Raw genomic sequence first — 14,488 nt, 5'->3', positions numbered from 1 at the left:
ATATAAAAAATGGAGAAAAACGTGTCAATCGAAAATTACAAACCAGATTTTGCGGTGGAAGCAGCCTATGATCTCACCGTTGCAGACTTGAAAAAACAAGGTATCAAGGCGGTCCTTGTGGATTTGGATAACACCTTGATTGCTTGGAATAATCCGGATGGTACTCCTGAGATGCGCCAGTGGTTACATGACCTTCGTGATGGGGGGATTCGGGTTATCGTGGTGTCTAATAATAGCCCCAAACGGGTCAAGCGCGCTGTTGAGAAATTTGATATTGACTATGAAGCTTGGTCGCTTAAGCCCTTTACTTTTGGGATTGATCGGGCCCTCAAACGTTTCCACTATGAGAAAAATGAAGTGGTCATGGTCGGAGATCAACTGATGACGGATATCCGGGCCGCTCATCGAGCAGGCATTCGCTCGATTTTGGTCAAGCCTTTGGTTGAGCATGACTCCATCAAGACCCAGATCAACCGGGCGCGTGAACGCCGTGTCATGAAGCAAATGGCCGAAAAATATGGTCCAATTGTATATAAAAAAGGAATTTAATAATGGAAGAATTATTCTGTATTGGCTGTGGAGCGCCCATTCAGACAGAAAATAAAGAGGGGCTAGGCTATACTCCCCAATCAGCTCTTGAAAAGGGCTTGGAAACAGGCGAAGCCTATTGCCAACGCTGTTTCCGTCTACGTCACTACAATGAAATCACAGATGTGCATCTGACAGATGATGATTTCCTAAAGCTCCTTCACGAAGTAGGTGATAGTGATGCTCTCGTGGTCAATGTAGTGGATATTTTTGACTTTAATGGATCTGTTATCCCTGGCCTGCCACGCTTTGTAGCAGGAAATGATGTCCTCTTGGTCGGAAATAAAAAGGACATCTTGCCTAAGTCAGTTAAAGATAGCAAGGTGACGCATTGGTTGATGGAGCGGGCCCACGAAGAAGGGATGCGTCCTGTCGATGTGGTCCTCACCTCTGCCCAAAATAAGAGCGCTATCAAGGACTTGATGGAAAAGATCGAGCAGTACCGCAAAGGCCGTGACGTCTATGTAGTGGGGGTGACCAACGTTGGGAAATCGACCCTCATCAATGCAATCATCCAAGAAATCACTGGAGACAAAGATATCATCACGACCTCTCGCTTCCCAGGTACGACACTGGACAAGATCGAAATACCACTGGACGATGGGTCCTACATCTACGATACACCAGGGATTATCCATCGCCACCAAATGGCTCATTACTTGACGGCAAAAAACCTCAAGTATGTCAGCCCTAAAAAGGAAATCAAACCCAAGACTTATCAGCTCAATCCAGAGCAAACCCTCTTCTTGGGTGGTCTGGGACGGTTTGACTTTATCAAGGGAGAAAAGCAAGGCTTCACTGCCTTCTTTGATAATGAACTCAAGCTTCACCGAACCAAGCTCGAAGGAGCAACAGCCTTTTATGACAAGCATGTCGGTGGCTTACTAACACCTCCTAATAGCAAAGAAAAAGAAGAATTCCCACCCTTGGTTTCTCATGAGTTTACCATCAAGGACAAGACAGACCTGGTCATCTCTGGACTCGGCTGGATCCGCGTCAATGGAGAAGCCAAAGTAGCCGTCTGGGCACCAGAAGGCGTAGCAGTCGTTACCCGCAAAGCTATTATTTAAAATTTTGAAAGGAAATAGTTTCTTTATAGACTGGGCGAGTGCAACGAGCCTAGAAAGGATACTTTTCGCTGTGGTGAAAGCCTAAGTAGGTATTTTACTACTTAGGCGCGGAAAATTTGAGACCTAGGCTCAAATTTAAGTCATGGAACTCCGCTAGGAGGTCGCTGACGACCGCCACCACATCAGAAAAGTATCAAAAAAGAAACAATGAAAAAAGCATGACATTAACATCCAAACAACGGGCTTTCCTCAACAGCCAAGCCCACAGCCTCAAACCCATTATCCAAATCGGGAAAAACGGTCTCAATGACCAAATCAAAACCAGTGTGCGCCAAGCACTAGATGCGCGCGAACTGATCAAGGTGACCCTCCTTCAAAATACGGATGAGAATATCCATGAAGTAGCGGAAATCTTGGAAGAAGAAATCGGTGTGGATACGGTTCAAAAAATTGGACGCATCCTCATCTTATACAAACAATCAAGCAAAAAAGAAAACCGGAAGATTTCAGTCAAAGTAAAAGAAATCTAAGAGACACAGGAGAGCAGGTATATGGCCATTGAACTATTAACCCCCTTTACCAAGGTGGAGTTAGAGCCAGAGATCAAAGATAAGAAACGCAAACAAGTGGGAATCCTCGGAGGGAATTTCAATCCCGTCCATAATGCCCATCTTGTAGTTGCAGATCAAGTCCGCCAGCAACTAGGCTTGGACAAGGTCCTTCTCATGCCAGAATATGAGCCTCCGCATGTGGATAAAAAAGAAACCATAGATGAAGGCCATCGCTTGAAAATGCTGGAACTAGCCATCGAAGGCATTGAAGGTCTGGAAATCGAGACGATTGAGCTAGAGCGTAAAGGGGTTTCCTATACCTACGATACGATGAAGTTGCTCAATGAGCGAGACCCAGATACAGACTATTACTTCATCATTGGAGCGGATATGGTAGACTACCTGCCAAAATGGTATCGGATTGACGAATTAGTGGAGATGGTGCAGTTTGTCGGAGTACAGCGACCACGCTATAAGGCGGGAACCTCCTATCCTGTGATTTGGGTCGATGTTCCTCTTATGGACATCTCTTCTAGTATGGTGCGAGAGTTTATCGCCCAAGGTCGGACGCCAAACTTTATGTTGCCAAAACCAGTCTTGGACTACATCAAGAAAGAAGGTTTGTATTAATGACCTATGAAAACTATCTAGGCTTTTCTCGTGAGGTCTTGCTTGAAAAAATGCGTCAAATCCTGCCAGAAAAGCGGCTAACCCATTGTTTAGGGGTTGAGAAGGCTGCTCGTGACTTGGCCAAACGCTATGGGGCTGATGAAGAGCAGGCTGGCCTAGCAGGTTTGTTGCATGACTACGCCAAGAAATTATCGGATCAGGAATTTCTAGACTTGATTGATCGCTATAGTCTTGATCCAGCATTAAAAAACTGGGGCAATAACGTCTGGCATGGAATGGTCGGCATTTATAAGATTCAGGAAGATCTCGGACTGACAGATCCAGCCATTCTTCGCAGTATTGAGATTCACACAGTGGGGAGTAGTCAAATGTCAACCTTAGACAAGATTGTCTATGTGGCAGATTACATTGAGCACAACCGGGCCTTTCCGGGGGTAGAGCAAGCACGTGACATCGCTCAAGTCTCCTTGGATCAAGCGGTGGCCTATGAGACGGCTCGCACAGTCGAACACCTGGCCCACCAAGGATTGCCCATTTATCCCCAAACCCTTGAAACCTATAACGCCTTTGTGAAGTATTTGAAAGAGGAGCAGTGAGTGAAGACAGCTTTTATCATTATTGATGTACAAAATATCTTAGTGGAAACAGGTTTTGAGACAGAAAAGCTCCTAGAGAAGATCGCTTATTTGCAAGATCAGGCTAGAAAACAGCAGATTGAAATCATCTACATTCAGCATATTGAAACGCCAGAGGCTTTAACCTCGGAAGATTGGCAATTATCTCCTCTGTTGAAAAGACAGGAGAATGAAAAGGTATTTCAGAAGCGACACAATAGCATGTTTAAGGAGACAGGATTAAAAAAATACTTGGATCAACAAGGAATTCAACAACTGGTCCTGTGTGGCATGCAGACAGAATATTGTGTCGATACATCCGTCAAAGTGGGGTTTGAATACGGCTACAAACTGGTCATTCCAGAAGGAGCTGTCACAACCTTTGATGGAGAGGATATTCCGGCAGAAACGCTTAATGAATTTTATGAAAATATTTGGGCAGAACGTTTTGCGGATGTCTTAGATTACAAATCAATTTTTTAAGGAAAGAGGACTAAATGAAAGAAAAAGAATTACTTGAACTTGTTATTAAAGCTGCCGATGAAAAACGTGCGGAAGACATTGTCGCTTTGGATGTCCAAAGCTTGACTAGTGTGACAGATTACTTTGTCATCGCAAGCTCTATGAATAGCCGTCAGTTGGAAGCTATCGCAGAGAATATTCGTGAGAAAGTCGTTGAAGCTGGTGGTAATGCCAGCCACGTCGAGGGTGACTCAGCTGGAGGTTGGGTCCTTCTTGACTTAGGTGGTGTGGTGGTCCATGTCTTCTCAGAAGAAATGCGTACCCATTATAACCTAGAAAAGCTATGGCACGAAGCAAGTGCTGTCGATCTTTCAGCAGCCCTAGCATAAGCAGGTAAACTCAGTTGGTAGCAACTGAGTTTTGTTGGTTAAATTGAAATTCTATGGAAAGAAAGGATGGAGCCTTGTGCTTGGTTAGGTTTCTAACTGAACACGAGCTAAAAGCTTTGAGAAAAAGAGTAACTTCCTTTGTATCTGACGATACGGCAGAAAGTTTCCTATTTTCTCTTTGCTTTTCACGCTCTTTGTATCTTAGAAAGGATTTGAACCCGTCCTGTACTCCTCGGAAAATAGATAGCTCTCCTTGGAGCTTAGCTCCATCGTCGTGCTCCTAATTTTCTATCGGATTACGGGCGGACTTGGTATCATGAATATGGCGACTTATGAAACCTTTGCGTCGGTCTATGATGCGGTCATGGATGACAGTCTGTATGATTTGTGGACGGATTTTTCTCTCCGGCATCTCCCTAAAAGCAAGGATCGGAAAAAATTACTGGAATTGGCTTGTGGGACTGGGATTCAGTCTGTTCGTTTTTCCCAAGCTGGATTTGATGTGACGGGGTTAGACCTGAGTGCTGACATGCTGAAAATTGCTGAAAAAAGAGCTGCTTCAGCTAAGCAGAAGATTGATTTTATCGAGGGCAATATGCTGGACCTGTCGCAAGCAGGCACTTATGATTTCGTGACCTGCTACTCGGATTCTATCTGCTATATGCAGGACGAGGTAGAAGTAGGAGACGTCTTTAAGGAAGTCTATAATGTCCTCAATGAAGGCGGAGTCTTTATTTTTGATGTCCATTCGACCTACCAGACAGATGAGGTCTTCCCAGGCTATTCTTATCATGAAAATGCGGAAGATTTTGCCATGCTCTGGGATACCTATGAGGATGCGGCCCCTCACTCTATCGTCCATGAGCTGACCTTCTTTGTCCAAGAAGAGGATGGATCCTTTAGTCGCCATGATGAAGTTCATGAGGAACGCACCTATGAAGTTTTAACCTATGACATCTTATTGGAGCAGGCTGGCTTTAAATCTTTCAAATTGTATGCAGACTTTGAAGACAAAGAGCCAACAAAGACCAGCAAACGTTGGTTTTTTGTAGCACAGAAGTAGGAAAATATGACAGTTACAGGTATTATTGCAGAATTTAATCCCTTTCACAATGGACACAAGTACCTGCTGGAACAGGCAGAAGGGATGAAGATTGTAGCCATGTCTGGGAATTTTGTTCAACGTGGCGAGCCTGCCATTGTAGACAAGTGGACACGGGCCCAGATGGCTTTGGAAAATGGAGCGGATCTGGTGGTCGAGCTCCCCTTTCTCGTGGCTGTTCAGTCAGCTGATCATTTTGCCAAGGGAGCGGTAGAAATCTTGTCCCGTCTAGGAATCGACCAATTGACATTTGGGACAGAAGAGGTCTTGGATTACCAAGCGATTGCGACTGTTTATTCGGAGAAAGCAAGGGAAATGGAAGCTTTCTTGCGAAGCCTTCCGGATTATTTATCCTATCCACAGAAGACCCAAAAAATGTGGGAAACCTTTGCAGGAGTGGAGTTCACAGGAGATACTCCCAATCATATCCTGGCCTTGGCCTATGCCAAGGCTTGTGCTGGGAAGAGGATTGCGCTCAAGCCCGTCCAACGGCAAGGTGCAGGCTACCATTCGGAAGAAAAAGAAGTGGCCTATGCTTCTGCGACTAGTCTACGCCTGTACAAGGAAGATCAGGACTTTGTCGCTAAGTTCATGCCCAATAGCCAACTCTTTCAGTCGGCTCCACAGGTATCTTGGGAGGATTATGACCAACTACTCCGTTATCAAATCCTAACCCATCCGGATCTGACACAGATTTTTCAGGTCAATGAAGAACTGGCCAACCGGATAAAGGAGGCCGTTCGAAGTACTAGCTCTGTGGAAGAATTGGTGGAGAAAGTCGCAACCAAGCGCTATACCAAGGCGCGAGTCCGCCGCATCTTGACCTACATCTTGGTAGGGGCGATGGATCAAGCTCCTCCAGATTCCATTCATGTCTTAGGATTTTCCGCAAAGGGACAAGCCTACCTCAAAGGCTTGAAAAAATCAGTAGAAATCGTGACCCGAATCGGTAAGGAACCTTGGGATGCCTTGACCCAGCAAGCAGAGCAAGTTTATCAATTGGGCCATCCCCAACTGCCGGAACAAACCTGGGGCCGGGTGCCAGTGAGAGTGGAAGAATAGAAAGTCTCACGTAAATTTTTTCTGCCCACATTCACGTAAGGCAAGAAGTTTATGATATACGGAAACAATGTTTATCTACTGTCTAAAAGATCTTTTTAGACAGTAGATTTTTTTTACCAATTTTAAAAACTTTTTACGAATAATTAGGTAGATAAGGAAAACTTGTACAAGTTCCTGACAAGTTTTTCTTTTTCATGTATAATAATAGAAAAGAGGTAGAATGAGGTATGGTCATGGAAGCAGTCGTTTATTCAACATTCCGCAATCATTTGAAGGATTATATGAAGAAGGTGAATGATGAGTTTGAGCCTTTGACGGTCGTGAATAAGAATCCAGACGAAGATATTGTGGTCATCTCTAAGAGCGAGTGGGACAGTCTACAAGAAACTCTGAGACTAGCTCAGAACAAGGAATTGTCAGATAAGGTCTTGCGGGGCATGGCAGAAGTCCGAGCTGGTCAGGTTCAACTCCATGAGATTGAGGGGTAACGGATGTTACTCAAATTTACAGAAGATGCCTGGAAGGATTATTGTTACTGGCAAAGTCAGGACAAAAAAACACTGAAGCGAATCAATACTCTTATCAAAGAGATCCAAAAAGATCCATTTGCTGGGATTGGTAAGCCTGAACCCTTGAAATATGACTTTCAAGGAGCATGGTCAAGACGGATTGATGCAGAAAATCGCCTGATTTATATGATAGATGAGTCAGGTGTCGCTTTCCTCTCTTTTAAAGACCATTATTAAGTTTCTAACAGAGAGTCTTTTTATAGTTAAACTAGATATTTTAAGTTTCCAACTCATAGAAAGTTCCCATAAAATCCCCCTTTAAAAATAGAAAATTCTAGTCCAAGTTCAGCGATTTGTGATATAATGTTAAAGATTGAAAATAATATGAATCAAACACAAGGAGAATCCTCATGGGACGTAAATGGGCCAATATTGTAGCCAAGAAAACTGCCAAAGATGGCGCTAACTCAAAAGTATATGCGAAATTCGGAGTAGAAATCTATGTAGCCGCTAAAAAAGGTGAGCCAGATCCAGAATTGAATACTGCTTTGAAATTCGTTATCGACCGTGCCAAACAAGCGCAAGTGCCAAAACACGTAATTGATAAAGCGATCGATAAGGCAAAAGGAAACACAGACGAAACCTTTACAGAAGGACGTTACGAAGGGTTCGGACCAAATGGTTCCATGTTGATCGTGGATACTTTGACTTCAAATGTTAACCGTACAGCTGCCAATGTCCGTGCTGCCTTTGGTAAAAACGGTGGAAACATGGGAGCTTCAGGTTCTGTATCTTACCTCTTTGACAACAAAGGTGTCATCGTCTTTGCAGGTAATGATGCGGATGCCATCTTTGAGCTTTTGTTGGAAGCAGATGTAGATGTAGATGATGTAGAAGCAGAAGAAGGAACCATCACTGTTTACACTGCTCCAACTGACCTTCACAAAGCGATCGTTGCTTTGCGTGAATCTGGTATCGAAGAATTCCAAGTAACCGAATTGGAAATGATTCCTCAATCAGAAGTTGAGTTGTCAGGTGAAGATTTGGAAACCTTTGAAAAACTTTACAGCGTTCTTGAAGATGATGAGGACGTGCAAAAGATCTACACTAACGTAGATGGATTCTAATAGAAATAGACCTTTGAAGATAATTTCTTCGAAGGTTTTTTTCTTGAGGTTTGGCATTTTTAGGAAGGAAGGCAGAGGTCCAAAAAATAATGATATAGTTCCTGGCTATAACTGAGAGAAAAAAATAGGAATTAGACGAATAGGGGAGGCAGTGATAGAATAGAACTATGCTAGAAAGGGGACGAGAAATGGTATCATTTTCCTATGAACATCTAGTGCCCATTCGGCATTACGTGCATCAGCATCCAGAGTTATCTGGACAAGAATACCAAACCACAGCTTATCTCAAAGCCTATTTGGAAAAGCTAGGTGTACGCATTTTAAACAGTGGATTAAAAACCGGTCTGATTGCTGAAATCGGAAGCGGTAAACCGGTCATTGCCCTGCGTGCAGATATTGATGCCCTCCCGATTCAGGAGAACACGGGTCTCGACTACCAAAGCCGAACCCCTGGTGTCATGCATGCCTGTGGTCATGATTTCCACCAGGTGAGCCTCTTAGGGGCTGCAGAAGTCCTAAAGGGTATGGAGGCTGACTTAAAGGGAACGGTTCGGTTGATTTTCCAGCCGGCTGAAGAGACTTCTGAAGGAGCATCTGCGGTATTAGCGACCGGGCTCCTAGAGGATGTACAGGCCATCCTTGGATTTCACAACATGCCGTCATTGCCTGCGGGTCAGTTGGCCTTGCGTCCAGGCGCCATGATGGCAGGAGTTGAAAAGTTCAAGGTGACTGTCACTGGGGTGAGCAGTCATGCAGCTCGACCGGATCTCGGTTTGGATACGGTTGTAGCGATTACTAGTATGGTCCAGCAGTTGCAGACCTTGGTCTCGCGTACGGTTTCACCATTTGAGACAGCTGTCCTATCGGTGACCCATATCGAAGCTGGTTCAACCTGGAATGTTCTTCCCAAGTCTGGTTACTTTGAAGGAACCATTCGAACCTTTAATCCGGATCTCCAGAGACGGCTCAAGGCGGATTTCATTCGTGTTATCGAACAGATCTCTAACAGCACGGGAGTCATGGTCCAATTTGATTGGGGCAAGACACCACCGGTTACCTATAATGATAAGGCTTTGGCTAAAAAAGTCTTTCGTTGGTCCAAGTCTTTTGCAGAAGTTGTCGAGGCCCAGCCATCGACAGCGGGTGAAGATTTTGCCTTCTATCAAGAGAAAATCCCAGGAGTCTTTGCTTTTATCGGATCGAATGGTGCAGCGGATGCACCGGATCTCCACCATGATAGCATGGTCATAGATGATGCTGCTTTTGCAGTATCAGTTCCATATTACGTAGAAAATGCCCTCGCTTTGCTGGAAAAATTTTCAACCAAATGAGACGTGATAGATAAAACCTATCACCGCCATAAAGAAAATATAATACCCAAGAGTTAGGAATTTTGATATGATGGAAAAAGCTGTTTTTAAAAGAGGAATAAACAATTTAGTGAAAAAGGAGAACAAATGAAATTGAATAAATTCATCAAATATGTTGGTTTGAGCCTTGTGGGCTTAGCAGCAGTTGGGACTTTGGTAGCCTGCTCATCCAAGTCATCAAGTAAATCAAGTGGAAAACGGACCATCGAAGTTGCAACAGTTGGAACAACCAAACCCTTCACCTATGATAAGGACGGGGAATTGACTGGTTACGAAATTGAGGTCATGCGTGAAATCTTCAAAGGATCAGATAAGTATGAAGTCAACTTTAATAAGACAGAGTGGTCTTCTATCTTTGCGGGCTTAGACGGTGATCGTTACCAAATCGGTGTCAGCAACCTTAGCTACGATAAAAAACGTGCGGAGAAATACTTGTACCCAAATCCTTACGCTAAGAACCCAGTGGTCTTAGTAGTCCGCAAAGATTCAGGTATCAAATCACTAGACGATATCGGTGGCAAGTCTACAGAGGTTATCCAAGGAACTTCTACAGCGAAACAATTGGAAGCCTATAATGAAGAGCATAAGGATAATCCAACTGAGCTCAAATTTACAGAGGGTACCATCCAATCCATTCTTGCTAATTTGAGCGATGGCCGTTCAGATTATAAGATTTTTGAACGCTTGACAGTTGAAGCCTTGATCAAGGACCAAGGGTTGAATAATTTGGAAGTGATTGAACTTCCAAGTGATCAACAACCATACGTTTACCCAATCCTTGCCAAAGGTGAAAAAGAATTGGAAACCTTCGTCAACAAACGGATCAAAGAGTTGTACGAAGACGGGACGCTTGAAAAGTTGTCTAAGAAGTACTTTGGGGGAACCTACCTTCCAGAAGCTTCTGATATTAAATAAGGTTATTTAAAAACATCATAAGGAGAAAGAATATGAAATTAACAAAACTTTTTGGTGTAGCAGCTCTTGCTACCGTTGCAACCTTTGCCTTAGCAGCATGTGGGTCTTCAAAATCATCTAAATTATCTGATAAAGATGGTGTGACAACTGTTAAAGTTGGGGTGATGAGCTTAAGCGATACAGAAGAAGCTCGTTGGAAAGAAGTGCAAAAGAACTTGGATGATGCAAAAGCTAACATCAAGTTGGAATTCACTGAGTTTACAGATTACTCACAACCAAACCAAGCTGTTCGTGATGGGGATGTGGATATCAACGCTTTCCAACATTACAACTACCTTGAAAATTGGAACAAAGAAAACAGCGCAGACCTAGTTTCTGTAGCAGATACTTACATTGCGCCAATCCGTCTTTACTCTGGTACTAAAGATGGGAAGAACAAATATACAGATGTAAAAGATATTCCTGAAAAAGGAACCATTGCAGTACCAAACGATCCAACAAACGAAAGCCGTGCTTTGTATGTATTGGAATCAGCTGGTTTGATCAAGTTGGATACAAAAAATGGGGAATTGGCTACCATCAGCAACATCAAAGACAATCCAAAGAACTTGACAATTTCTGAGTTGGACGCTTCTCAAACAGCTTCTTCACTTCCATCAGTTGATGCAGCGATCATCAATAATACCTTTGTTCGTGAAGCAGGAATTGATTACAAGAAAGCTCTCTTTGTAGAAAAAGCAAACAGCAACTCTAAACAATGGTACAACTTGATTGCAGCTAAGAAAGATTGGAAATCATCTGATAAAGCAAAAGCAATCGAAGCCATTATTAAAGCCTACCATACTGACAACGTGAAGAAAGTCATTGAAGAATCTTCAGACGGTATGGACCAACCAGTTTGGTAATTGAGAGGATGAATAGAGAGGTGGAGAAGGTTTTCTCTACCTCTTATCGTGTATAGTAGGAGGAAATGATGTCCAATCCAAGAGAGACAGAACAAATACGCAAATTTGAAAATGATGAGGTGGCTCAGCATTATTTTGAAGTCCTGAGGACCCTCATTTCCAAGCGCTCCATCTTTGCCCAGCAGATTGGCTTAAAGGAAGTAGCGACCTATTTGGGAGAAATTTTCACGGCTGCAGGAGCTAAGGTAACTGTGGATGACAGTTACACAGCGCCATTTGTCATTGCTAAATTTGTTTCACCCAATCCGGACGCGAAGACCATCATTTTCTACAACCATTACGATACTGTTCCAGCAGATGGCGACCAACCTTGGACGAGTGATCCCTTTACGCTGTCGGTCCATTACGGGACCATGTATGGTCGAGGGGTAGATGATGACAAGGGGCATATTACAGCACGCTTGACGGCTATTCGCAAATATATCCGTGAGAATGGCGACCTGCCGGTCAACATTACCTTTATCATCGAAGGAGCAGAAGAATCTGCCTCGACCGACCTAGACAAGTATCTAGCCAAACACAAAAAACACTTGCGTGGGGCAGATCTCTTAGTCTGGGAACAAGGGACTCGTAACCAACAAGGGGAACTGGAAATCTCCGGTGGCAACAAGGGGATTGTTACCTTTGACATGGTGGTCAAAAGTGCAGATGTGGATATCCATTCCAGCTATGGTGGAGTGGTGGAATCAGCATCTTGGTATCTGCTCAATGGTTTGTCCAGTCTTCGAGATAAAGACGGTCGTATCCTGGTGGATGGCCTCTATGACTTGATTGAGGAGCCTAACGAGCGGGAACTGGCCCTGATTGATCGGTATGCCAATAAAACGGCGGACGATGTGACAGAAATCTACAATCTCCAATTGCCTATCTTGAAAGAAGAACGAAGTGAGTTCTTAAAACGTTTTTATTTTGAGCCAGCTATGAACATTGAAGGCTTGGGAACAGGGTATCAGGGACAAGGAGTCAAGACGATTCTCCCTGCAGAAGCTCGAGCCAAGATGGAAGTTCGGTTGGTGCCAGGCTTGGAGCCTAAACAAGTCTTGGAGTTAATCCGTAAACAATTGGATCAGAATGGCTTTGAGAAGATTGAACTTGTTTTCACACTAGGGGAAATGAGCTATCGGAGTGATATGAGTGCGCCGTCCATTCTCAATGTGATTGATCTGGCCAAACGCTTTTATCCAGAAGGGGTCTGTGTCCTTCCGACAACTGCAGGAACTGGTCCCATGCATACGGTCTTTGAGGCCTTGCAAGTTCCAATGGCTGCCTTTGGTATCGGAAATGCCAATAGTCGAGATCATGGTGGGGATGAGAATGTGAAAATTGCAGACTACTATACCCATATTGAATTAATTAAGGAGTTAATCACAAGTTATGAGTAAAGAAATTATCAAACTGGACCATATCGATGTTACCTTTCATCAGAAAAAACGTGAAATTGCAGCCGTGAAGGATGTGACCATTCATATCAATGAAGGGGATATTTACGGAATCGTTGGATATTCTGGTGCAGGGAAGTCAACGCTTGTACGGGTCATCAATCTCTTGCAAGTACCGTCAGCAGGTACTATCACCGTAGATGGTGATGTCATCTATCAAGATCGGGTGACCTTGAATGCTGCGGCTTTACGCCAAAAACGCCGGGACATTGGTATGATTTTCCAACACTTCAATCTTATGGCCCAAATGACTGCAGCTGAAAATGTGGCCTTCGCCCTCAAACATTCAAATTTGTCTAAAGAGCAAAAGGCTGAAAAAGTGGCTAAGTTGTTGGAACTAGTAGGACTGTCAGATCGGGCGGACAACTATCCTGCTCAATTGTCAGGTGGACAAAAACAACGGGTGGCGATTGCTCGTGCGCTCGCCAACGATCCAAAGATTTTGATTTCTGACGAATCAACATCTGCCCTAGATCCAAAAACGACCAAACAAATCCTTGCTCTTCTGCAAGAGCTGAACCAGAAGTTGGGCTTGACAGTGGTCTTAATTACCCACGAAATGCAAATTGTCAAAGACATTGCCAATCGAGTGGCTGTCATGCAAAATGGTGAATTGATTGAAGAAGGTTCTGTTTTAGATATCTTCTCTAATCCTAAGAATGAATTGACGCAAGACTTCATCACAACAGCAACAGGAATCGATGAAGCTATGGTGAAAATCAACCAGCAACAAATTGTTAAGCAATTGCCAGCGGATTCTGTTTTGGCCCATTTGAAATATTCTGGTTCGGTGACAGACACAGCGATTATCAACGATATTTATAAACAGTACCAAGTGTCTGCAAATATTCTACACGGAAATATTGAAATTTTGGATCATACCCCTGTTGGAGAGTTGGTTGTTATCCTGACTGGAGAAGCAGCCAACCTATCTGCAGCGCAACGGGATCTACAAGCTGCAGGTGTTTCTGTTCGTGTTTTAAAAGAAGGGAGTAATGCATGATTGACTTTATTCAAACCTATCTACCAAATGTTTACCGGATGGGCTGGAGTGGCCAAGCTGGATGGGGAACAGCGATTTATCTGACCCTTTACATGACCTTTATCTCTTTTGTGATTGGTGGTTTATTGGGACTCATTGCAGGTTTATTACTAGTCTTGACAGCACCAGGTGGGATTATCGAGAATAAATTGGTTTTCCATATCTTGGATAAAATCACTTCCATCTTTCGTGCGATTCCATTTATCATCTTGCTAGCCTTGATCAATCCCTTTACTCGTATGATTGTCGGAACTGGGATCGGTCCTACAGCAGCCTTAGTTCCCCTATCCTTAGCTGTCTTTCCTTTCTTTGCCCGCCAAGTTCAAGTCGTTTTATCTGAGCTTGACCGAGGTGTAATTGAAGCGGCCCAAGCCAGTGGGGCAACATTTTGGGATATCGTTGGTGTCTATCTTCGTGAAGGTCTTCCAGATCTGATTCGTGTCACAACTGTTACCCTTATTTCCTTGGTTGGTGAAACAGCCATGGCGGGTGCGATTGGAGCCGGTGGTCTCGGAAACGTGGCTATTTCCTATGGTTACCAACGCTTTAATAATGATGTCACCTTGCTAGCAACCTTCTTGATTCTGCTTTTGATCTTCTTTATTCAGTTTATCGGTGATTTCTTGACCAAGAAAATTAGTCACCGGTAAGGA

Annotated in this window: 18 protein-coding genes; all 18 read left to right on the top strand. The window is 43.7% G+C overall.

Annotation, left to right across the window (positions count from 1 at the left end):
• Positions 1-21: 21 nt before the first annotated feature.
• The 18 genes from EL081_RS08050 (at position 22) to EL081_RS07960 (ending at position 14,485) form a co-directional block, all read left to right on the top strand.
• Positions 22-549 carry a YqeG family HAD IIIA-type phosphatase gene (locus EL081_RS08050; RefSeq protein WP_045759146.1) on the top strand — a complete coding sequence of 176 codons (528 nt, stop codon included), beginning with the start codon at positions 22-24 and terminating at the stop codon, positions 547-549.
• A gap of 2 nt (positions 550-551) precedes the next feature.
• Positions 552-1,658 carry a ribosome biogenesis GTPase YqeH gene (gene yqeH, locus EL081_RS08045; RefSeq protein WP_126404741.1) on the top strand — a complete coding sequence of 369 codons (1,107 nt, stop codon included), beginning with the start codon at positions 552-554 and terminating at the stop codon, positions 1,656-1,658.
• A 218-nt stretch (positions 1,659-1,876) separates the two neighbouring features.
• Positions 1,877-2,188, top strand: a complete 312-nt coding sequence (gene yhbY / locus EL081_RS08040; protein WP_006595720.1) for a ribosome assembly RNA-binding protein YhbY — start codon at positions 1,877-1,879, stop codon at positions 2,186-2,188.
• A gap of 21 nt (positions 2,189-2,209) precedes the next feature.
• Positions 2,210-2,839, top strand: a complete 630-nt coding sequence (locus EL081_RS08035) for a nicotinate-nucleotide adenylyltransferase (RefSeq protein WP_126404740.1) — start codon at positions 2,210-2,212, stop codon at positions 2,837-2,839.
• Positions 2,839-3,435, top strand: coding sequence for a bis(5'-nucleosyl)-tetraphosphatase (symmetrical) YqeK (gene yqeK, locus EL081_RS08030; RefSeq protein ID WP_126404739.1), 597 nt, complete (start codon positions 2,839-2,841; stop codon positions 3,433-3,435). The genes EL081_RS08035 and yqeK overlap by 1 nt, the downstream gene beginning before the upstream one ends.
• The gene (locus EL081_RS08025; protein ID WP_126404738.1) at positions 3,436-3,936 is read left to right on the top strand and encodes a cysteine hydrolase family protein; all 501 of its coding nucleotides are present in this window, start codon (positions 3,436-3,438) and stop codon (positions 3,934-3,936) included.
• 14 nt (positions 3,937-3,950) lie between these two features.
• Complete coding sequence (gene rsfS / locus EL081_RS08020; RefSeq protein WP_126404737.1) at positions 3,951-4,304, top strand: ribosome silencing factor; 354 nt, start codon at positions 3,951-3,953, stop codon at positions 4,302-4,304.
• A gap of 322 nt (positions 4,305-4,626) precedes the next feature.
• Positions 4,627-5,367: a class I SAM-dependent DNA methyltransferase gene (locus EL081_RS08010; RefSeq protein ID WP_277870576.1), complete on the top strand. Its 741-nt coding sequence runs from the start codon at positions 4,627-4,629 to the stop codon at positions 5,365-5,367.
• A gap of 6 nt (positions 5,368-5,373) precedes the next feature.
• The gene (locus tag EL081_RS08005; RefSeq protein WP_126404734.1) at positions 5,374-6,468 is read left to right on the top strand and encodes a nucleotidyltransferase; all 1,095 of its coding nucleotides are present in this window, start codon (positions 5,374-5,376) and stop codon (positions 6,466-6,468) included.
• A gap of 233 nt (positions 6,469-6,701) precedes the next feature.
• On the top strand, positions 6,702-6,956 hold the full coding sequence (locus EL081_RS08000) for a type II toxin-antitoxin system Phd/YefM family antitoxin (protein WP_003014291.1): 255 nt from the start codon (positions 6,702-6,704) through the stop codon (positions 6,954-6,956).
• A gap of 3 nt (positions 6,957-6,959) precedes the next feature.
• Positions 6,960-7,214: a Txe/YoeB family addiction module toxin gene (locus tag EL081_RS07995; protein ID WP_126404733.1), complete on the top strand. Its 255-nt coding sequence runs from the start codon at positions 6,960-6,962 to the stop codon at positions 7,212-7,214.
• 173 nt (positions 7,215-7,387) lie between these two features.
• Entirely contained in the window at positions 7,388-8,104 is a 717-nt protein-coding gene (locus EL081_RS07990) for a YebC/PmpR family DNA-binding transcriptional regulator (protein WP_126404732.1), read from the top strand.
• Between the two features lie 188 nt (positions 8,105-8,292).
• Positions 8,293-9,435 carry an amidohydrolase gene (locus EL081_RS07985; RefSeq protein ID WP_126404731.1) on the top strand — a complete coding sequence of 381 codons (1,143 nt, stop codon included), beginning with the start codon at positions 8,293-8,295 and terminating at the stop codon, positions 9,433-9,435.
• Positions 9,436-9,561: 126 nt separating this feature from the next.
• Positions 9,562-10,389: an amino acid ABC transporter substrate-binding protein gene (locus tag EL081_RS07980; RefSeq protein WP_126404730.1), complete on the top strand. Its 828-nt coding sequence runs from the start codon at positions 9,562-9,564 to the stop codon at positions 10,387-10,389.
• Positions 10,390-10,421: 32 nt separating this feature from the next.
• Complete coding sequence (locus EL081_RS07975; protein WP_126404729.1) at positions 10,422-11,294, top strand: MetQ/NlpA family ABC transporter substrate-binding protein; 873 nt, start codon at positions 10,422-10,424, stop codon at positions 11,292-11,294.
• Between the two features lie 68 nt (positions 11,295-11,362).
• Positions 11,363-12,736 (top strand): M20/M25/M40 family metallo-hydrolase, encoded by a 1,374-nt coding sequence (locus EL081_RS07970; protein WP_125334839.1) that lies wholly within the window; start codon positions 11,363-11,365, stop codon positions 12,734-12,736.
• On the top strand, positions 12,729-13,796 hold the full coding sequence (locus EL081_RS07965; RefSeq protein ID WP_126404728.1) for a methionine ABC transporter ATP-binding protein: 1,068 nt from the start codon (positions 12,729-12,731) through the stop codon (positions 13,794-13,796). Before EL081_RS07970 ends, EL081_RS07965 begins: the two co-directional genes overlap by 8 nt.
• Positions 13,793-14,485: a methionine ABC transporter permease gene (locus EL081_RS07960; protein ID WP_006595735.1), complete on the top strand. Its 693-nt coding sequence runs from the start codon at positions 13,793-13,795 to the stop codon at positions 14,483-14,485. Before EL081_RS07965 ends, EL081_RS07960 begins: the two co-directional genes overlap by 4 nt.
• Positions 14,486-14,488: the final 3 nt, after the last annotated feature.

Origin of the sequence: Streptococcus viridans (assembly GCF_900636365.1) — a bacterium.
GTDB classification, from domain to species: Bacteria; Bacillota; Bacilli; order Lactobacillales; family Streptococcaceae; genus Streptococcus; species Streptococcus viridans_A.
This window is presented reverse-complemented; position numbering and strand designations above follow the sequence as displayed.